This window comes from Bradyrhizobium sp. 76, from assembly GCF_023073025.1.
Classification (GTDB): Bacteria; Pseudomonadota; Alphaproteobacteria; order Rhizobiales; family Xanthobacteraceae; genus Bradyrhizobium.
This window is the reverse complement of the sequence record NZ_JADPIS010000145.1, coordinates 23,439-43,509: the sequence shown is the minus strand read 5'-3', so window position 1 is coordinate 43,509 and position 20,071 is coordinate 23,439. Positions and strand designations below refer to the sequence as shown.

At 63.6% G+C, this 20,071-nt stretch carries 18 protein-coding genes and 1 pseudogene; 14 read left to right on the top strand and 5 right to left on the bottom strand.

Features of this window, described 5'->3' with window-relative positions:
* From IVB48_RS35460 to IVB48_RS35440, 5 genes are all read left to right on the top strand, one after another.
* The coding region (locus IVB48_RS35460) for a chemotaxis protein CheW (protein WP_247284739.1) at nucleotides 1-199 on the top strand (199 nt) is incomplete at its 5' end.
* Nucleotides 200-230: 31 nt separating this feature from the next.
* Nucleotides 231-617 (top strand): response regulator, encoded by a 387-nt coding sequence (locus tag IVB48_RS35455; RefSeq protein ID WP_027568377.1) that lies wholly within the window; start codon nucleotides 231-233, stop codon nucleotides 615-617.
* Between the two features lie 60 nt (nucleotides 618-677).
* Nucleotides 678-1,559: a protein-glutamate O-methyltransferase CheR gene (locus IVB48_RS35450; RefSeq protein ID WP_247407598.1), complete on the top strand. Its 882-nt coding sequence runs from the start codon at nucleotides 678-680 to the stop codon at nucleotides 1,557-1,559.
* A 2-nt stretch (nucleotides 1,560-1,561) separates the two neighbouring features.
* Nucleotides 1,562-1,876, top strand: coding sequence for a hypothetical protein (locus tag IVB48_RS35445; RefSeq protein WP_027568375.1), 315 nt, complete (start codon nucleotides 1,562-1,564; stop codon nucleotides 1,874-1,876).
* 140 nt (nucleotides 1,877-2,016) lie between these two features.
* On the top strand, nucleotides 2,017-2,520 hold the full coding sequence (locus IVB48_RS35440) for a response regulator (protein WP_027568374.1): 504 nt from the start codon (nucleotides 2,017-2,019) through the stop codon (nucleotides 2,518-2,520).
* A 54-nt stretch (nucleotides 2,521-2,574) separates the two neighbouring features.
* Here IVB48_RS35440 and IVB48_RS35435 read toward each other — a convergent pair.
* A pseudogene (locus IVB48_RS35435) lies at nucleotides 2,575-2,828 on the bottom strand (hypothetical protein).
* A 185-nt stretch (nucleotides 2,829-3,013) separates the two neighbouring features.
* On the opposite strand from IVB48_RS35435, the gene IVB48_RS35430 reads away from it, so the two are divergent.
* Entirely contained in the window at nucleotides 3,014-3,649 is a 636-nt protein-coding gene (locus tag IVB48_RS35430; protein WP_007604420.1) for a response regulator, read from the top strand.
* A gap of 120 nt (nucleotides 3,650-3,769) precedes the next feature.
* Here the strand turns inward: IVB48_RS35430 and IVB48_RS35425 are convergent, their stop codons facing one another.
* The 3 genes from IVB48_RS35425 to IVB48_RS35415 form a co-directional block, all read right to left on the bottom strand.
* Nucleotides 3,770-7,366: a PAS domain S-box protein gene (locus tag IVB48_RS35425; protein ID WP_247407597.1), complete on the bottom strand. Its 3,597-nt coding sequence runs from the start codon at nucleotides 7,364-7,366 to the stop codon at nucleotides 3,770-3,772.
* Complete coding sequence (locus IVB48_RS35420; protein WP_247407596.1) at nucleotides 7,344-7,772, bottom strand: response regulator; 429 nt, start codon at nucleotides 7,770-7,772, stop codon at nucleotides 7,344-7,346. The genes IVB48_RS35425 and IVB48_RS35420 overlap by 23 nt, the downstream gene beginning before the upstream one ends.
* Before the next feature lie 193 nt (nucleotides 7,773-7,965).
* Nucleotides 7,966-8,682 (bottom strand): GntR family transcriptional regulator, encoded by a 717-nt coding sequence (locus IVB48_RS35415; RefSeq protein WP_247284743.1) that lies wholly within the window; start codon nucleotides 8,680-8,682, stop codon nucleotides 7,966-7,968.
* 95 nt (nucleotides 8,683-8,777) lie between these two features.
* Here IVB48_RS35415 and IVB48_RS35410 point away from each other — a divergent pair, with 95 nt between their 5' ends.
* From IVB48_RS35410 to IVB48_RS35385, 6 genes are all read left to right on the top strand, one after another.
* On the top strand, nucleotides 8,778-9,797 hold the full coding sequence (locus IVB48_RS35410; RefSeq protein WP_247363181.1) for an ABC transporter substrate-binding protein: 1,020 nt from the start codon (nucleotides 8,778-8,780) through the stop codon (nucleotides 9,795-9,797).
* On the top strand, nucleotides 9,797-10,558 hold the full coding sequence (locus IVB48_RS35405) for an ABC transporter ATP-binding protein (protein WP_247407595.1): 762 nt from the start codon (nucleotides 9,797-9,799) through the stop codon (nucleotides 10,556-10,558). The genes IVB48_RS35410 and IVB48_RS35405 overlap by 1 nt, the downstream gene beginning before the upstream one ends.
* Before the next feature lie 11 nt (nucleotides 10,559-10,569).
* Nucleotides 10,570-11,427, top strand: a complete 858-nt coding sequence (locus IVB48_RS35400) for an ABC transporter permease (protein WP_027568368.1) — start codon at nucleotides 10,570-10,572, stop codon at nucleotides 11,425-11,427.
* Nucleotides 11,424-13,163 carry an L-arabinonate dehydratase gene (gene araD, locus IVB48_RS35395; protein ID WP_247407593.1) on the top strand — a complete coding sequence of 580 codons (1,740 nt, stop codon included), beginning with the start codon at nucleotides 11,424-11,426 and terminating at the stop codon, nucleotides 13,161-13,163. The genes IVB48_RS35400 and araD overlap by 4 nt, the downstream gene beginning before the upstream one ends.
* 10 nt (nucleotides 13,164-13,173) lie before the next feature.
* The gene (locus IVB48_RS35390) at nucleotides 13,174-13,893 is read left to right on the top strand and encodes a ribonuclease activity regulator RraA (RefSeq protein WP_247407591.1); all 720 of its coding nucleotides are present in this window, start codon (nucleotides 13,174-13,176) and stop codon (nucleotides 13,891-13,893) included.
* Between the two features lie 76 nt (nucleotides 13,894-13,969).
* Nucleotides 13,970-15,061: an SMP-30/gluconolactonase/LRE family protein gene (locus IVB48_RS35385; RefSeq protein WP_247407589.1), complete on the top strand. Its 1,092-nt coding sequence runs from the start codon at nucleotides 13,970-13,972 to the stop codon at nucleotides 15,059-15,061.
* Nucleotides 15,062-15,242: 181 nt separating this feature from the next.
* Here IVB48_RS35385 and IVB48_RS35380 read toward each other — a convergent pair whose 3' ends face one another.
* Complete coding sequence (locus IVB48_RS35380; RefSeq protein ID WP_247407587.1) at nucleotides 15,243-17,348, bottom strand: S9 family peptidase; 2,106 nt, start codon at nucleotides 17,346-17,348, stop codon at nucleotides 15,243-15,245.
* A gap of 152 nt (nucleotides 17,349-17,500) precedes the next feature.
* Between IVB48_RS35380 and IVB48_RS35375 the strand changes: the two genes are divergently transcribed.
* Together IVB48_RS35375 and IVB48_RS35370 are read left to right on the top strand one after the other, a co-directional pair.
* On the top strand, nucleotides 17,501-18,937 hold the full coding sequence (locus IVB48_RS35375) for an MBOAT family O-acyltransferase (RefSeq protein ID WP_247407585.1): 1,437 nt from the start codon (nucleotides 17,501-17,503) through the stop codon (nucleotides 18,935-18,937).
* Complete coding sequence (locus IVB48_RS35370) at nucleotides 18,937-20,043, top strand: hypothetical protein (RefSeq protein WP_247407583.1); 1,107 nt, start codon at nucleotides 18,937-18,939, stop codon at nucleotides 20,041-20,043. The genes IVB48_RS35375 and IVB48_RS35370 overlap by 1 nt, the downstream gene beginning before the upstream one ends.
* The last annotated feature ends 28 nt before the right edge of the window (nucleotides 20,044-20,071 follow it).

Below are 20,071 nucleotides of genomic sequence, written 5' to 3'. Positions count from 1 at the left end.
ATCCTATGGCCTCCTGATCGACCAGATCGGCGAAGTGCTGCGGCTCGCCGAGGACGGCATGGAAGAAAACCCCGTCAATCTCGACCCCCGCATGGCCAAACTCGCCGGCGGTGTCCACCGTCTCGACGGCCAGCTCATGGTCGTCCTCGACGTCGATCGCGTCCTCGAGCTCAAGACCGAAGTGCAAATGGCTGCGTGAGCCCCAAAAACATCGAAGCCGGAGAACCAAAATGAAGACGTGTTTGGTGGTCGATGATTCCAGCGTCGTGCGCAAGATCGCACGCCGGATCCTGGAAGGCCTGGAATTCGAAGTCACGGAAGCCGAGGACGGCTCCAAGGCGCTTGAAGTCTGTCAGCGCAAGCTGCCCGACGCTGTGCTGCTGGACTGGAACATGCCGGTGATGGACGGCTTCGAGTTCATGGGCCACATGCGCCGACTGCCCGGCGGCGACCAGCCCAAGGTCGTGTTCTGCACCACCGAAAACAACGTGGCTCATATCGCTCAGGCGCTCAGCGGCGGCGCCAACGAGTACATCATGAAGCCCTTCGACAAAGACATCATCGCCGACAAATTCGCTGAAGTCGGCTTGATCCCGGTCGGACAAGCCATGGTCTGAGTTATCTGCCGGAGTGTTCCGGCCAGAGTGTTCCCAGTACAGCTTCCGAGAGGCCTATCAGTGACCCCGACCGAGTATGAGTATCTGCGTAAGTTCCTGAGGGATCATTCCGGGCTCGATCTGTCCGCAGACAAGCAATATCTGATTGAAAGCCGGCTGTTGCCGCTGGCGCGAAAGGCCGGGATCTCCGGCATCGGCGAGCTCGTGCAGAAGCTGCAAGGCGCTGGCTCGGGCGCGCTCGTCACCAGCGTGGTCGAGGCGATGACCACCAACGAGACCTTCTTCTTTCGCGACAAGGTCCCGTTCGACCATTTCCGCGACACCATCATGCCGGAGATCATCAAGGCTCGCGCCGGCCGCCGCAGCGTGCGCATCTGGTGCGCCGCCGGCTCGACCGGGCAGGAGCCCTATTCGCTGGCGATGAGCCTGAAGGAGATGGGGGCGGCCCTGACCGGCTGGCGCGTCGAGATCATCGCGACCGACCTGTCGCAGGAGGTGCTCGAGAAGGCCAAGGCCGGCATCTACAGCCAGTTCGAAGTGCAGCGTGGCTTGCCGATCCAGATGCTGATGAAATATTTCAAGCAGACCGGCGAGACCTGGCAGATCAATCCCGAGCTGCGGGCGATGATCCAGCACCGGCAGCTCAATCTGCTGCACGATTTCGCTCAGCTCGGCACCTTCGACGTCATCTTCTGCCGCAACGTGCTGATCTATTTCGACCAGGACACCAAGATCAATATCTTCAACCGCCTGGCTCGCCAGATCGAGGGAGACGGCTTCCTGGTGCTGGGCGCGGCCGAAACGGTGGTCGGACTGACCGATACGTTCAAGCCGATTCCGGAGAAGCGCGGTCTCTACAAGCCGAACGACTCGCGTGCCGCGGCCGCCAAGCCGGCTCTTGCCGGCGCCGCGCCGCGCATAGCGGTCATGGCAGGACGATAGGCATGGCCGAGGATGGCAAGGGCGCGGAACGCGTGACGTTCAGTCGCGGCTATGATGTCTGCATCATGGCCATCGACGGCACTTGGCGCCGCGACTGCAAGCTCAACGCGATCTCCGACACCGACGCCGTCCTGACGGTGGAAGGCTCGATTCAGGGCCTGAACCTGAAAGAGTTCTTCCTGCTGCTGTCGTCCACCGGCCTTGCCTACCGCCGCTGCGAACTGGTGCGCGTCAACGGCGTCGAAATGGACATCCAATTCCTACGTGGCAAGAATCGGAAGAAGCGGGCCGCCGGTGGCCGTGACGAAGCGGCGTGATCTTCACCTGGTCTCGTCGCCGTTTGCCGCGAGGTTGGTTCACATTTGCTGAAACAACCGACTGAATTTGCCGTCGCGGCTTTACGTCGCCTAAGCGCGAACCGTGTATCCATTGCCGGTCTCTATCTCAGGATACCGCAATGCCCAGAAGCTCTTTCTCACCTCTCCCGTCAAACCTGCCCGACGGCGCCGAGCGGCGTGCGCTTCAGCTTCTGGTGGTCGATGACGACGCCACGCAGCGCAGCCTGATCACGGTCGCGGCCAAGCAGGCCGGCCACGAAGTCAGCGTGGCGCCGTCCGTGGCCGAAGCGATCGAAAAGCTCCGCACCGCGCGCTTCGACTGCGTGACACTCGATCTCGTGCTGGAGGATGGCGACGGCATCGACGTGCTGGGCGAGATGGCGAAGGCGAAATTTGGCGGCGCCGTGATCGTCATCAGCGGCATGGACGGCAAGCGCCGCAGCGCCGCCCGCAGCTTCGCCCGTTCCGTCGGGATCGAGCTCCAGAGCCTGCCCAAGCCGCTGGATCTCGCCGCGTTGCGCATCAGCCTCGCCAATCTTGGCAAGACCGCGATGGGCCTGCCGGCGATCCACACCTGGGGTGGTGTCGCCACCGACGCGATCGTGGAGCGGCACCGCGCCTGAGCCGCGTGCCTGCCATGCAGTGAAATGCGGTCGTCGCGCCGCAGCAACCGCGATCTATACCGTGCTGCCGGTTTCCGACAGGCAGTTAACGGCATGGCCAAGGCCGGCCCGGCAGGCGTCGAGAGCGGCGATCGCCGTGGATACCGCGGTGTGACATCGTCGAGCACGAAGACGTCGGCGGAACCTTCCGGATCGCTCCCGTGTTCTTGATCCATGGCTGTGGCGGTCCGGCGCATGCTGGTCTCGATCTGCGAGATCAGCATGCGAAGGTCAGCCGCAATCAGCTCACGGCTCTCGACCTCGGGCATTGCCACGAGAGGCGGCATAGCGGCCAAATTAGCATGGATATTCTCCGTCCCCTGCAATTAGGCGCCTCGCCGCTACTTGTGCGTTAAGTCCATGTCCCGTACAAATACGGTGGGCCGAATCCGCGCCGAACGCCATAACGGTTGGGGCGGACGCGAGTCCTTCATGCCAACCGGATGTGTGGCACATGGCCGAACAAAGCTCTCGCGGTGAAATCTTCGTGGTCGACGACGACGCTGCCGTTCGCGACACCTTGTCGATGGTGTTGAAGGCGGCGGGCTATGAGGTGATCTGTTTTGCGGACGGCGCAGCATTGCTCTCCGTCGCGCGAAGCCGCACACCTGCAGCGGTCCTGCTCGACGTGCACATTCCCGGCAAGTCGGGCCTCGATATTCTCAATGAGCTGCACGGGGAAGACTATCCGGCACCGATCTTCATGATCTCCGGACAGGGCGATATCGCGATGGCGGTGGGAGCCATCAAGAGCGGCGCGCTCGACTTCATCGAGAAGCCGTTCCGCGGCAGCGAGATCGTCGGCCGGCTCGACGAGGCGATCGGTGCTTATGCACGCAGGCAGTCAGAGAACGCGGCGCCGAAGTTCGGCTCGCTGCATTTCCCCGGGCGCGAGCCGTTGACGCGCAGGGAGCGGGAGGTGCTCGAGCAGTTTGCCGCCGGCGCCTCCAACAAGGAGGCCGGCCGCACGCTCGGCATCAGCCCGCGCACCATCGAGGACCATCGCGCCAACATCATGAAGAAGCTCGGTGCGCGCAATGCCGCCGATCTGATCCGCATCGTGATGACCGCGGCCCAGCGCGCGTCGTAAATTCCGTAGGTGACATTTCGTAGCCCGGATGAGCGAAGCGACATCCGGGACTTGGCTCGGAGTGTTTCCGGGTATCGCTTCCCTCAGCCGGGCTACGGGCTCTCACCCAGCCCGACGCTATCAACTGCTCAACGCCTTGCGGATGGCCCGCGCCAGATCTGATTTGCGATAGGGCTTCGCCAGCAGCAGAACGCCCGAATCCAGCCGACCGTGATGGATGATCGCGTTCTCGGTATACCCGGACGTGTAGAGCACCCTGAGATCGGGGCGCGTTCTCTGCAGTTCGTCGGCGAGCTGCCGTCCGTTCATCTTGCCGGGCATAATGACGTCGGTGAACAGGAGGTCGAACGGCTTTTTGGCGGCGACGATTGCGAGCGCCTCCGCGGCGTTCGCAGCCTGCAAGGTGACATAGCCGAGCGAATGCAGCTGCGCCAGCACGTAGTCGCGCACCAGCCGGTCGTCCTCGACCACCAGGATCGTCTCGTGTCCGCCCTCGATGGTCGCCGGCGTCACGACCTCGCCGGCCACCGTCGGCGTCTTGCCGGGCGGCAGATACATCTTGATCGTGGTGCCGTGGTCTTCCTCGCTGTAGATCTTGATATGGCCCGCGGACTGCTTGATGAAGCCGTAGACCATCGAAAGTCCGAGTCCGGTGCCCTTGCCGGGTCCCTTCGAGGTGAAGAAGGGGTCGAACACCCTGGTCAGCATGTTGGCGGGAATTCCGCTGCCGGTGTCGCTCACGGCGATCAGCACGTAGTGGCCCGGCGGGACGTCGTTGACGCTGGCATAGACCTCGTCGAGATAGGCCGCCCCCGTCTCCACGATCAGCTTGCCGCCGCTTGGCATGGCATCGCGGGCATTGAGCGCGAGGTTGAGGATCGCGGTGGTGAGCTGGCTGGGATCGACGATCGCGACGCAGTTCTCGTCCTCGAACACCGATTCGATGTGGATCTGCTCGCCCAGCGTCGGCCGCAATAGCTTCGCGGTGTCGATGATCAGTGCGTTGACGTCGATCTCGCGCGGTTGAAGCGGCTGCTTGCGCGCAAACGCCAGCAGGTGCTGCGTCAGCTCGGCGCCACGCCCGGCGGCCTCGTCGATCATCTTCGCGATCGCGGCGAGCTCCGGCTCCTTGGCCACCGCGTCGGCCAGGATCTCGATCGTCCCGGTGATGACGGTGAGGATGTTGTTGAAGTCGTGCGCTACGCCGCCGGTGAGCTGGCCGACCGCCTCCATCTTCTCGGCCTGGCGGATGCGCTCGTCGGCCGCGATCTTGTCGGTCAGGTCGCGGTAGAACGAATTGAAGAGAACGCCTTCGCGTCGCCGGAGTGCCGTGACACTGAGCTCGGCCCTGAACTCCTTGCCGTCGCGCCGCCGTACCAAAAGTTCGCGCCGTGGATTGGCCAGCGATTGTTGCTCGGATTCGAGAAAGAGCTTCAGTCTGGCCCTGACGCTTTCGCGCTCGCTGGGGGCGACGAAAAGCTCAATCGCATTCTCGCCGATCGCCTCCTCACGCGTCCATCCGAAGAGCTTCTCGGCCTGCGAATTCCAACTCAGGATGGCACCGGTGTGGTCTGTCTGGGTGAAAGCATCGAGCGAGGTCTCGACGATGTTGCGCGCAAGCTGTTCGCTCTCCCGCAAGGACTCCTGTGCAAGCCTCGCCTCCGTCATGTCGCGTCCGACAAAGAAGTAGCGCTGGGCCTGGTCGGACCAGCTGCCGAGCCAAGACAGCCAGACCTCGCGACCGTCCTTGTGGAAGCAGCGGGTGTCGGCGAGCTTCAGCCGCTCGCCGCGCCTGAGCGCGCGCATCTCGTCGCGCGACTGGTCGAGATGGCCGGGATGAATGAAATCGGCGCCGCTGCGGCCGATCATCTGCTCCGGCCGGTAGCCGATAATGGCCTCGCTGCTCGGACTGATCTGCGCGATGTGCCCGCGCGCGTCCATCACCATGATCAGATCCTGCGAGGTCTCGAAGATCTGTCGCCGTTCCTCGAGCTGCTGCTGCAGCGCCCGCTCGGCACGCCGCGCCTCGGTGAGGCTGCGCGCGGTGCCGGAGGCGCCCACGATCTCGCCTGACGGGCCCCTGATCGGCGACAGGCTGAGTGAGATTTCGACCGGCGTGCCTTCCTTGCGCAGGCGCACGGTCTCGAAGCGTTCGATCGGTTCTCCTCCGGCGATCCGCCACAAATAGTCCTTGCCTTGCTCGCGTCGGTCGGGTGGGACGATGATCGAGGTGGATCGCCCGATCGCCTCATTCGCCGAATAGCCGTAGAGACGCTCGGCGGCGGCATTCCAGCCGGTGATGATGGCGTCGAGCGATTGCATCACGATCGCGTCGTCGGAGGATTCGACGGCGGCGCTGAACAAGCGCTCGCGCGCTTCATGATGGCTTCGCGCGGCCTCGGTGCGGCGATGCTCCTCGATCTCGCGTTCGAGAGCGGCCGTCTTCGCTCTGGTTTCTTCGACCATTTGGGCGAATGCCCGCGCCAGCACGCCTGTCTCTCCGCTCGCATCGACGGGAATATCGGCGCGCCGCCCGCTGCCGATCGCCTCCACCGCCGCGGTCAAACGCCCGATCGGCCGCGTTAATGAGCGCGCCAGCAGCACCGCAAGCAAAGCTGCGGCAAGGACAGCAAGCAGACCGACCAGCGAGGAGGTTTTTTGAATGGCCGCCGGAACGCGGCTGAACACGGATGCGGGGGCCGTCTCGATGATGGCCAACCACTCCTTGCCAGCAAGCAGCGCCGGTGCGATCGCCGCTCCACTCGGCCGGCCAGACCGGTCGCTCGTGAGCTGCGTGGATCCTTGCGGCTGGCCGGCCCGGGCTGCAAAGAAAGGAAAGTCCCGGCGCCAATCGTTGGCGTTGCCATGCAATGCACCGAATTCCCGCGCGCGATCGGGATGGACGAGATAGTCGCCACGCGAATTCACGACATAGATTTCTCCTCCTGCGCTCGCGGTTGAACGAACGCGGTCGAGCGCGGGACGCATGTCGATATTGGCGATGATGATGCCGAACGGCTTGCTATCAGGCGTGAACAGCGGCGTCGCGACGCGCAACGTCGGAATGTGAGGGTCCGTGGTTCCTCCCTGCCGGGTGGCGAGATCGATGGGCGAAACATAGATCTCGCCCGGCGCCAGTCGAATCGTCTCCTGGAAGTAGGTTCGTTCGCTCTTGCGTTCGAGTTCGCCGTTGGGAACAATTCGTGCTGCTCCGTTCGGGCCGGCGCGATCGACGCGGACCAGTTCGCGCTGGTCGTCGTCAAGGCCGATGATTCGAAATTGCCCGTAGCTTGGTTTCGCGTCGATCTCGGCTGCGAACCGCGCTGCGATGCGCTCGCGCCAGGTTTGCTCCGAAACGCCGTCGACTGCATCGATGCCCCCACCGACATGGGCGCGGATCAGGCCATTGATGGCAGCGGCGGAGCGATAACCGAGCAGATCGCCACGGGCGCCGGCAACGTAGGATTCAAGATGGGTGGCCAGCAGGCTCGACTGGGCTTCAATCCGTTCCAGGACCCGCGGAATGACGGCCTGGGTGATGTTGCGATAGCCGAGCCAGCCGACTGCGGCCACGGTGACCGCCACCAGCAGGATCATCGCGATGGCGAGCCGCGTAGCGAGGGTCATGGGGAAATTTACACCGCTTCCTGAATGGCCGTGCCCGGGCTCGGTTGGAATAGAATGAAGGTTCTTGTCATCGGCGGCCGGTGCTGACATCCGGATTCCTCACCGATGCCGTCCGCGCCGCGTCCAGGCAGCCGGCGACCGCGGCGAGCAGCGCGTCGGCCCGGAACGGCTTCTGCAAGCTCGCCACCGCGCCGAGCTTGGTCGCCATCTTGAGGAAGTCCGGCTCCGCATCGGCGTCCGGCGTGAACGAACGGCCGGAAATGACGACGATCGGAATCGCTGGCTGCAGCGCCCGGATGTGGCGCATCGTCTCCAGGCCGTCCATGCCGGGCATGAAGATGTCGAGAAACAGCAGGTCGAACTGGCTGGCCTCGAACAGCGCAAGTCCCTTGCGGCCGTCTCCGGCGACGGTGATGTGATGACCAGCCCTCTCCAGGAGCAGCCGAATCGTCATCTGCACGGCCGGGTCGTCATCCACGATCAGGATGTTGGCCACGTCTGGTATCCTCCGGGCCGGATGGGATTTCCCAGCGACCGCAAATCAAACCATCAACTCTGAAATTGTTGCGCGGATTGCATCCGGCCTGCAAGCACTTCGCCATCGATCCGACGATTGCTCGCGAAAGGCGAATCGGTTGCGTCAACTTATGCACGGTGACGTGCACAACTGCTCGCGACGCGCCATAGGCTTAGTCGGTCAAATATTCCGGATAGTGGCTCCGGATCGTATCGAGCTCGCTCAGCGTGCCCGACAGGTGCTTGCGCAGATGCTGTTGCGCAGCATCGGCGTCGCCGGCCTCGACCGCGCGCGTGATCAGCTTGTGGTGGCGGACGATGTTCTGGGCCTTGCCCGGTGAGGGCAGATGCAGCCGGCGCAGCCGGTCGATATGTCCGCTGCGGCTGCGCACCAGCGTCCAGAGTTCCTGCTTGCCGGCCGCGGCATAAAGCTGCGCGTGGAAATCATTGTCGCCGGCGATGAAGCTCTCGAAGTCTCCGGCCTTGGCGAATTGCTGCTGGAGCGCGATCGTGTGGTCGAGGCGTATGACCAAAGCGTCGTCATGTTGCTCCGCGAGCAGCCGGACGATTTCGAGTTCCAGTGCCTGGCGCAGGAAATGAGCCTGCTCGGCCCGGCCGACGTCGACTCGGCTGACGACGGTGGCGTGCTGCGGAAACACGTCGACCAGACCTTCTTCCTCCAGCCGCATCAAGGCGTCGCGGATCGGCGTCGAGCTGACGCCGAATTGTGCGGCGAGATCCGTGCGCGACAGCGGCGAGCCGGGCGGCAGTTCGAGCGCGAGAATGGCGTTGCGCAGGCGCTCGAACACTTGCGGTGCGGCCTGCCGGGCCCGGTCGAGCCGCGCGCCGGGGCGGACGGCCGCGCGGGATGCGGGTTGGGCTGTTTCCATGCGAAGGGCTCCGGCCGGCCTTGCCTTTGAGGCACTAATGCATTAGTGCATCAGTAAGATCGCTCGTCAATGGCGGCCGGAGGAAACGAACAACAATGATCAAGCAATTGCAGTGTGGCCTCACGGCCGTCGCCCTGATCGCCGCCACGGCGCTGACGGTTTCGTCCGCGTCAGCGCAGCAAAAATCCGAGATCTCGCTGTCGCGCCAGCCCGGCATTTTCTACATGCCGAGCCACATCATGGAAAAGCAGAAGCTGATCGAAAAGCACGCAGCCCAGCTCGGGGTCGCCGGTGTCACCACCAAATGGGTCACCTTCTCCGGCGGCGGTGCGCAGACCGATGCGCTGCTCGCGGGCGGCGTCGATATTCTCAACACGGGCACGGGCAATCTTTTGTTGCTGTGGGATCGCACGCGCGGCGGCGTCAAGGGCATTGTCGCGACCTCGGCGCAGCCGATGACGCTGATCAGCCGCGACGCCAACATCAAGTCGATCAGGGATTTCGGCCCCAGCGACAAGATCGCCGTGCCGACGGTGAAAGTCTCGACCCAGGCGATCGTGCTCCAGATCGCCGCCGCCGAGGCTTTTGGTGCCGACCAATGGTCGAAGCTGGACGTCAACACGGTGCAGCTCGGCCACCCCGACGCCTATGCGGCACTGTCCAACGCCAAGCACGAGGTGCATACCCATTTTTCGATCCCGCCGTTCACCTTCCTCGAGCTGAAGAACGTGCCGGGCGCGCATGTCGTGCTGTCGTCGCCGGACGTAATGGGCGGCCCGCTCAGCCAGGCGCAGTTCTTCACCACCACGAAGTTCGCCGATGCCAACCCGAAAATCATCCAGGCCGTGCGTGATGCGACCAAGGAAGCGCAGGATCTGATCCGCAGCGACACCAGACAGGCGGTCGAGATCTACAAGGAGATCACCGGTGACAAGACCTCGGTGGAAGAGCTGCTCGACCTCCTGAAGGAGCCCGGCATGATGGAGTGGAATCTCGAGCCGCAGGGCACGATGAAATTCGCCGCGCATCTGTTCAAGACCGGTACACTAAAGACTCAACCCAAGGCCTGGACCGATTACTATCTCCCCGTCGCCCACGATCTGAAGGGCAACTGATGGCGCTGCTCGACGTCAGCTCCGTGACGCTGCGTTACAAGACCTCCAGCGCCGTCGTCACCGCCACGGAAAGGGTGAGCTTCACCGTCGACAGGTCCGATCGCTTCGTGCTGCTCGGGCCGTCCGGCTGCGGCAAATCGACCCTGCTCAAGGCCGTCGGCGGCTACATGGCGCCGAGCGAAGGTCGCATGACCATCAACGACCGCGAGATCCACGGTCCCGGCGCCGATCGCATGATGATCTTCCAGGAGTTCGACCAGCTGCTGCCCTGGAAGAGCGTGCTGGCCAACGTGATGTTTCCGCTGCTGACCGCGCGAAAATTGTCGCGCAAGGACGCCGAAGCGCGGGCGCGGGCGTATATCGAGAAGGTCGGCCTGACCCGTGTGGTCGATGCTTATCCGCACACGCTCTCCGGCGGCATGAAGCAGCGCGTCGCGATCGCGCGCGGCATGGCGATGGAGCCCGACATCCTGCTGATGGACGAGCCGTTCGCCGCGCTCGACGCGCTGACGCGCCGGACCTGCCAGGACGAGCTGCTCCAGCTCTGGAGCGAGACCCAATTCACCGTGCTGTTCGTGACCCACTCGATCGCGGAAGCGATCCGCATCGGCAACCGCATCCTGCTGCTGTCGCCGCATCCCGGCCGCGTCAAGGCCGAGGTGGTCGACGTCGACAAGGTTTCCAATGAGGACGGCAGTGCCGGCCGGCTCGAGAAGGAGATTCACGATCTCCTGTTCGCCTCCGAAGCAACGGCGCATTGAGGGAGCCTCTCATGGGCGAAGCCAGGATCCTGCTACGTGAGGCGCCGGTCGCCGGCAGCGCAGCCGAAGTCGAGCGCAAGCTGAGCGTGCCCGAGCTGTTGTGGAACGATGGTTTTGTCCGCAAGACCGTCATCATCCTGTTTCTCGCGGCGGTCTGGGAGGCCTACGGCCTCACGCTCGACAATCCCCTGCTGTTTCCGACGCTGCACGACACCGTCATCACGATGTTCGAGCGTGTGAAGGACGGCACCATCCCGATGCGCGCCTGGGCCTCGCTGAAGGTCCTTTTCATGGGCTATTCGGCCGGCATCGCGCTCGCCGCGATCTTCACCGTGCTCGCGATCTCGACCCGCATCGGCACCGATTTCCTCGAGACTGTCACGGCGATGTTCAATCCGCTGCCGGCGATCGCGCTGTTGCCGCTCGCTTTGATCTGGTTCGGTCTCGGCAACGGCAGTCTGGTGTTTGTGCTGATCCATTCGGTGCTGTGGCCGGTCGCGCTCAACACCCATTCCGGCTTCAAGAGCGTGTCCAACACGCTGCGCATGGTCGGTCGCAATTACGGCCTGCGCGGGCTGCCTTACGTGGCGAAAATCCTCATCCCCGCGGCGTTCGGCTCGATCCTGACCGGCCTCAAGATCGGCTGGGCCTTTGCCTGGCGCACGCTGATCGCGGCCGAGCTGGTGTTCGGCGTGTCCTCGGGGCAGGGCGGGCTCGGCTGGTTCATCTTCGAAAACCGCAACCTGCTCGACATACCTGCGGTCTTCGCCGGCCTCTTGACGGTGATCATCATCGGGCTTTTTGTCGAGAACCTGATCTTCCGCGCCATCGAGCGGAACACCGTGCAGAAATGGGGCACCCAATCATGACCAAGAAGAAACTAACGCCCGACCAGCTCCGCAGCGCGCGCTGGTTCGCACCCGACGATCTCCGCTCATTCGGCCACCGCTCCCGCACCCTGCAGATGGGCTACGCGCCGGAGGAGTGGAAGGACCGCCCGATGATCGCGATCCTCAACACCTGGTCGGACGCGCAGCCCTGCCACATGCACTTCAAGTCGCGGGTCGACGACGTCAAGCGCGGCATCCTGATGGCCGGCGGCCTGCCGCTGGAGCTGCCGGCGTTGTCGCTGTCGGAATCGCTGCTCAAGCCGACCACGATGCTCTATCGCAATCTGCTGGCGATGGACGCCGAGGAGCTGCTGCGCAGCCATCCCGCCGACGGCGTGGTGCTGATGGGCGGCTGCGACAAGACCACGCCGGCGCTGCTGCTGGGTGCCACTTCGATGAACATTCCGGCGATCTATCTGCCGGCAGGTCCGATGCTGCGCGGCAATTGGAAGGGCAAGACGCTCGGCTCGGGCTCGGACGGCTGGAAATACTGGGACGAGCGCCGCGCCGGCAAGATCTCCGACAAGGACTGGCTCGACATCGAAGCCGGCATTGCGCGCAGCTACGGCACCTGCATGACCATGGGTACGGCTTCCACCATGACCGCGATTGCCGAGGCGATCGGGATGACGCTGCCGGGCGCCTCCTCGATTCCCGCCGCTGACGCCAACCATATCCGCATGGCCTCCGAATGCGGCCGCCGCATCGTCGAGATGGTCTGGGAAGATCTGACGCCGAAGACGATCCAGACCCGCAAGGCGTTCGAGAACGCGATCGCGGTGGCGATGGCGATGGGCTGTTCGACCAATGCGATCATCCATCTGATCGCGCAGGCTCGCCGCGCCGGTCTCGACATTGGCCTCGACGATTTCGAGATTGCGAGCCGCAAGGTGCCCGTCATCGCCAATGTGCGGCCGAGCGGCGCTGCCTATCTGATGGAGGACTTCTTCTATGCCGGCGGCTTGCCGGCATTGATGGGCCAGATCAAGCCGCATCTGCATCTCGACTGCATCACCGTCACCGGCAAGACCGTGGGCGAGAACATCGATGGCGCCGAGGTTCACAATGACGACGTGATCCGTTCGATCGACAATCCCATCTACAAGGAAGGCGCGCTCGCCGTGCTCAAGGGCAATCTCGCGCCCGACGGCTGCGTCATAAAACCGAGTGCCTGCGCGCCGCGCTTCCTCAAGCACACCGGGCCTGCGCTGGTGTTCGACGATTATCCGTCGATGAAAAAGGCGGTCGATGATCCCGATCTCGACGTCACCGAAGACCACATTCTCATCTTGCGCAATGCGGGGCCGCAGGGCGGACCGGGCATGCCGGAATGGGGCATGCTGCCGATCCCGACCAAGCTCGTGAAGCAGGGAGTCCGCGACATGGTGCGGATCTCCGATGCGCGCATGAGCGGCACCAGCTACGGCGCCTGCATTCTGCACGTAGCCCCGGAATCCTATGTCGGCGGACCGCTGGCGCTGGTGCGGAACGGCGACCGCATCACGCTCGATGTCGCTGCCCGCACCATCAATCTCGATGTGTCGGAGGCCGAGCTCGACAAGCGCCGCGCCGCCTGGAAGCAGCCCGAACGCCGCTTCGAGCGCGGCTATGGCTGGATGTTCACCAAGCACATCAAGCAAGCCAATGACGGCTGCGACTTCGACTTCCTCGAGACCGATTTCGGCGCGCCGATCGGCGAGCCCTCGATTTACTAGAGAGCGTGACATGACCAAACTTACCGAAGCCACCCGCAACAAGCTCGAATCCGTCTCCACCGCCACCGTCGCCACCGCGTTGTTCAAGCGCGGCCTGCGCATCCAGATGATCCAGGATGTGCACCCGCTCAGTGCCGACCAGCCGACCATGGTCGGTGAAGCCTTCACGCTGCGCTATATGCCGGCCCGCGAGGATCTCAACACCATCGAGGTCTTCAAGGACCGCTCCCATCCGCAACGCAAGGCGGTCGAGGATTGCCCGCCAGGCAGCGTGCTGGTGATGGACAGCCGCAAGGACGCGCGCGCCGCTTCCGCCGGTGCGATCCTCGTCACCCGCTTGATGAAGCGCGGTGTTGCCGGTGTCGTCACCGACGGCGGTTTTCGCGACTCGGCCGAGATCGCCAAGCTGGGTATCCCCGCCTATCACCACCGTCCGAGCGCGCCGACCAATTTGACGCTGCATCACGCCATCGAGATCAACGTTCCCATTGGCTGCGGTGATGCGCCGGTGTTTCCCGGCGACGTCATTCTCGGCGACAGCGACGGCGTGATCGTGATCCCCGCGCATCTCGCCGAGGAGATCGCCGACGAGACCTTCGAGATGACGGCGTTCGAGGATTTCGTCACCGAGGAAGTCAACAAGGGCCGTGGCATTTTCGGTCTCTATCCGGCGACGGACCCGCAGACGCTCACCGACTTCGCCGCATGGCGGAAGGCGAACGGCCGATAAGCCCGCGCGCCGGCAGCACCAAGCAAACAGACCGGCCGCAGCAAGCGCCGGCCTTAAATCACCCGGGGAGGATTCCATGAATTTCACACGACGCAATCTCTTGGCTGGCGCTGGCGCGGCGGCGGCTTCCACGTGTCTCGCCCGCGCCGCCGGTGCCCAGTCGTTTCCGTTCACGCCGAACCAGCGCTATCCCGATTCCGCCATCCAGATCCTCGATCCGAGCTTCGGAAAATACCGGCTCTATTCCTCGACGGTCGAGCAGGTCGCGTCAGGCATGCGCTGGGCCGAAGGCCCCGCCTATTTTCCCGAGGGCGGCTATCTGCTGTTCTCGGACATTCCCAACAACCGGATCATGAAGTTCGACGAGAAGACCGGGCAGACCAGCGTGTTCCGCGCCAATGCGAACTACGCCAACGGCAATGCGCGCGACCGCCAGGGCCGCCTCGTCAGCTGCGAGCACTCGGTGACCCGCCGTATCACCCGCACCGAGAAGGACGGCAAGATCACCGTGCTGGCCGACAAGTTCGAGGGCAAGCGGCTGAATTCGCCGAACGACATCGTGGTGAAATCCGACGACAGCATCTGGTTCACCGATCCCCTGTTCGGCATCAACGGCGAGTGGGAGGGCAAGAAGGAGAAGGCCGAGCAGGCCACCACCAACGTTTACCGCATCGCCAAGGACGGCAAGATCACCGCTGTTCTCACCGACCTCGTCAATCCGAACGGCCTCGCCTTCTCGCCAGACGAGAAGAAGCTCTACGTCGTCGAGTGGAAGGGGACGCCCAACCGCAGCATCTGGAGCTACAATGTCGGTGACGACGGTTCGCTCAGCGGCAAGACCAAGCTGATCGACGCCGCCGACCAGGCCTCGCTGGATGGTTTTCGCGTCGACCGCGACGGCAATCTATGGTGCGGCTGGGGCTCCAACGGTGCGCTGCAATCCGAGCCGACCGACATCGCCGGGCGCAAGGTGTATCAGCCCAAGGGCAAGTCGGAGGATCTCGATGGTGTGATGGTGTTCAACGCGGACGCCAAGCCGCTAGCCTTTATCAAGCTGCCCGAACGCTGCGCCAACCTCTGCTTCGGCGGCCCGAAGAACAATCGCTTGTATATGGCCAGCAGCCACTCGGTGTATGCGCTGTATGTGGAAGCGCACGGGGCGGTATAGGTTTTGTGGGGCGATAGTTGGCGCCTCAATTTCGATGTCGTCCCGGCGAAGGCCGGGACCCATAACCACAGGGCGGAGTTTCGCGAAGATTCGTAATTAAGAGATTCCACGGTACGAATATCGTGCTTCATCGATCAATCACGCGGTATGGGTCCCGGCCTTCGCCGGGACGACGCTGGGCCTACACCCCGGCCTCCGCCATCCCCGCCGCCCACAGCGCGAACGCATAGACGATCGCGACTTCATCGAGCCGATTGAAGCGTCCCGAGGCGCCGCCATGGCCGGCGCCCATGTTGGTGCGGAGCAGGACCGGGCCGCCGCCGTTCATGGTCGCGCGCAGGCGCGCGATCCATTTGGCGGGCTCCCAATAAGTGACACGCGGATCGGTCAACCCGCCCATCGCCAGGATCGCCGGATAGTCTTTCGCCGCGACATTGTCGTAGGGCGAATACGACAGGATGGTGCGGAAATCCTTTTCGCTCTCGATCGGGTTGCCCCATTCCGGCCATTCCGGCGGCGTCAGCGGCAGCGTGTCGTCGAGCATGGTGTTGAGTACGTCGACGAACGGCACTTCGGCAACGATGCCGGCGAACAATTCGCCGGCGCGGTTCGCCACCGCGCCCATCAGCATGCCGCCGGCCGAGCCGCCATGGCCGACGATGCGCTTTGCGCTGGTGTATTTCGTATCGATCAGTGCGCGGGCGCTGGCAGAGAAGTCGTCGAACGAATTCGTCTTCTTCTCGCGCTTGCCGTCGAGGTACCAGCCCCAGCCCTTGTCGGCGCCGCCGCGGATATGGGCGATGGCATAGACGAAGCCGCGGTCGACCAGCGACAGCCGGTTGGCGCTGAACGAAGCCGGCATCGCCATGCCGTAGGAGCCGTAGCCGTAGAGCAGCAGCGGCGCCGCGCCATCGAGCGTGAGCCCGCGGCGATGGAGGATCGAGACCGGCACCTCGGCGCCGTCCTGCGCCTTCGCCATGATCCGCGTCGTGACGTAGTCGGCCGCATTATGGCCCGACGGGATCTCCTGCCGCTTGCGAAGGGTGCGCGTGCGCTTGACCATGTCGTAATCATAGACTTCCGACGGCGTCGTCATCGACGAATAGGCGAAACGCAAATTCGTCGTCTCGAACTCGTAGGAGCCCATCGTGTCGAGCGAATAGGCCGCCTCGTCGAACGCGATGGCGTGCTCGTCCTTGGTCGCGAGGTCGCGGATCACGATCGACGGCAACGCATTGGCGCGCTCCAGCCGCACCATGTGGCCGGCATAGAGATCGAGGTCGATGATGTAGATGCCGGGACGATACGGGATCAGATCGCGCCAGTTCTTGCGCTCGGGTGATGCGAGCGGCGCGGTGACGATCTTGAAGTCGATGGCGTCGTCGGCGTTGGTGAGGATGAAGAGTTCGTCGCCACGGTCGGCGAGCGAGTATTGCACGCCTTCCTCGCGAGCCGCGACGAGGCGCGGCGGTGCGTCGGGATGGGCGAGGTCGATCAGCCGCTGCTCGGAGGTCTCGTGGTCGCCGCCCGCGATCACGCAGAAGCGGCCGCTGGTGCTCTCTTGCAGATGGGTGAACCAGCCTGAATCCTGCTCTTCGTAGACCAGCGTGTCGTCGGCCTGCCCAGTGCCGAGCTTGTGCCGCCACACCTGCATCGGGCGATGATTGTCGTCCAGCTTCACGTAGAAGAACGACGTCGCGTCCTTGCTCCAGACCACGCCGCCGTCGGTCTCCTCGACGACGTCGTCGAGGTCCTTGCCGGTCGCCCAGTCGCGCACGCGGATGGAGAAATATTCCGAGCCCTTGGTGTCGGCGCTCCAGGCCTGCAGCCTGTGGTCGTTCGAGTGCCGGCTGCCGCCGAATTTGAAATAGGTGTGGTCCTTGGCCAGCGCATCGCCGTCGAGCACGATGTGGCCCTCGCCGCCATCGCGCGGCATGCGGCCGAACAGCTCGTGCTGGCCGCCTTCGCGGAACTTGCGGAAATAGGCGAAGGGACCATCCGGCGACGGGACGCTGGAATCGTCCTCCTTGATCCGCCCCCGCATCTCGCGCACCAGCGTCTTCTGGAGGGCTGCGGTATGGCCGAGCAGGCTCTCGGTGTAGCTATTTTCTGCGTCGAGATATTTGCGGATGTCGGGATCGAGCACCGCGGGGTCACGCAGCACCTCCTGCCATTTCTCGTCCTTCAGCCAGGCATAGTCGTCGGTCACGGTGATCCCGTGCCGCGTGAAGGAATGCGGCCGGCGCGGGGCGACGGGGGGCTGGGAAGGTGTTTTGGCCTGTGTCACTCGATCCTCACTCAGATGCGTGTTTCACCTTATATCGCCCCGATTCCTCGAATTGCCAGCGCCACTGCGGCAAGGACTGCGCCAGTCGCCGGGTTGTTGATCGGTCCCTTCTATGCTTTAGGCTTCCTAATCCCCGCCGCCGGTCCAGCCTGATGCTGTTCAATTCCTACCCGTTCATCCTGCTGTTCCTGCCGGCCGCGCTGGCTGGCTATTTCTGGCTCGGGCGGCGCAGTAATCTGGCCCCGGTGATCTGGCTGGCGGTGGCCTCGCTCACCTTCTATGCCATCGGCAATTGGCAGTTCGTGGCCCTGTTGTTGATATCGATCGCCTTCAACTACGGCATTGGCCACCTCCTCATCGTGGCGAAGCTTGCTCCGTCGCAACGAAAGGCGGCACTTGCTCTCGGCGTCGCCGGCGATCTCCTGGTGCTCGGCATCTTCAAATACGCCGGCTTCGTCGCCGAGAACATCAATGTACTGACCGGCACGCACTTCGCGGCCCACATCCTGCTGCCGGTCGGCATCTCCTTCTACACGTTCACCCAGATCGCGTTCCTGGTCGATGCCTGGCGCGGGCAGGTCGCGGCCTATGCGCTCCCGCATTACGCGCTGTTCGTGACCTACTTTCCGCATCTGATCGCGGGACCAATCCTTCACCACAAGGACATGATCCCGCAATTCGAACGGGAGGAAACCAAGCAGCCGCACGCGCATCTGATCCTGTGCGGAATCATCATCTTCGCCATCGGGCTGTTCAAGAAAACGTGCCTCGCCGACGGCATCCAGCCGCTGGTCGCACTCGCCTTCGATGCGCGCGCGCCGAGCTTCGACCAGGCATGGCTTGGCGCGCTCGCCTACACGTTCCAGCTCTATTTCGACTTCTCGGGCTATTCCGACATGGCGATCGGAATATCGCTGATGTTCGGCATCTTCCTGCCGGTCAATTTCAACTCGCCCTACAAGGCCACCAGCATCGTCGAGTTCTGGCGGCGCTGGCACATGACGCTGTCGCACTTCCTGCGCGACTATCTTTACATCCCGCTCGGCGGCAACAGGCTCGGCCGCGTGCTGCGCTACGTCAACTTGCTGCTCACGATGCTGCTGGGCGGGCTCTGGCATGGCGCAGCCTGGACGTTTGTCATTTGGGGCGCGCTGCATGGCGCCTATCTCTGTATCAATCACGCTCTCAACGCGCTGGTGCCGGATGTTCCAAAACTGCTCGCGCGCCCAGCTCGCGTCACCGGGGCCGTGCTGACATTCCTTGCCGTTGTTGTCGCATGGGTCTTCTTCCGTGCCGAACGGGTCGATTGGGCCATGCGGATTCTGAATGCGATGGCCGATCCCTCGAACATCGTGTTCGGGCGCGAGGAGATTGCGGCGTCGGTGATGGTCGCAATTTATGCCACGCTGGTGTGGCTGGCACCGAACACGCAAGGAATCATGGGGTACGACCACGCCAATCGCAGGGTCGGCGAGGGCCTGATGGCCGGACGGATGCGGCCGCTGGTCCTCTATGGTGCGTCGCTGGTGCTTGCGTTCGGGATTTTGGGCATCCAGAGCCACAGCGAATTCATCTATTTCCGGTTCTGATGCAAGGCGCGTTCACACATCCAGGGCGTCTTCTCCTCGCGAGCGTCGCGTGCGTGCTGGGCGCGGCTGCGCTCACCTATGTCATCGATCCCCTGCAACTGTTTCGCCCCTCGCGCCTCGTCGCACCTTTTTATTCCGACGACACGCGGGTGCAGAATGCCGGGCTGATCCGCAGCCAGTCGTTCGACACCGCCTTCATGGGCACCTCGCTCGCGATCCATTTCCGCCAGAGCGATATCGACCATACGCTGGGCGTGCACTCGCTCAAGCTGGCGATGACCGGCTCCAATTCGCGCCAGCAGGGGTTTGTGCTCGAGCAGGCCATCGACCGCGGCGCAAAGCGCGTGATCTGGGCGATGGACGATTTCATCTTTGTCGATGCGGCCGACATCGAGGCCGATCCTTATCTCTCCGCCGATCTCTATCGCGGGACGGCAAAAGGCATCGCGTCCTACCTGTTCAGCGCGGCGATGGCGAAGGAATCCCTGTTTGCATTGCTGCGGTCGTTTCCCCCGCTGCGAGAGCCGCTGACCCGGGCCGCGCCTTATCTGCCGATCAAGTTCGCGCTGCCTGATGTCGATGACATCTATGCGTTGCCGCGCGATATCGACGTGGCGCGCGCCTACAATGCGAAAAGGACGCTCGCGGCCTTCGCCTATATCACCGATCCCGTACGCAGCCGCTTTCTCGGCGAAGGCTATCGTCATGACGCGATGGTCCGGCATTTCGAGCGTGACGCCGTCGGCCTGATCGCGCGCCATCCGGACGTGACCTTCGACATCTACTTCCCGCCCTATTCGATCCTGCAATTCGTCGCGATGCGTGATGCTTCGCCTGCGACGCTGAAGATCGTCACCGACCTCACCGCTGTCATGGCGCAGCGCCTGACGCAGCTTCCCAATGTGCGCCTGTACGATTTTCGGTCAATCAAGGACGTGACGCACAACCTCGACAATTACAGTGACGTCATCCACCATTCGCCGGTCATCGATGCGAAGGTGCTGTCGTGGCTGGCGCGTGAGCAGTATCGGGTCGATCCGAAGGCGCCGCTTGCGTCATTGGAGGCGTTGAAGGCGCAGGTCGAGGCGTATCGCTTGCCGCGGTGAAGCGTTGGCCTCTGCCAATATGAGGCCA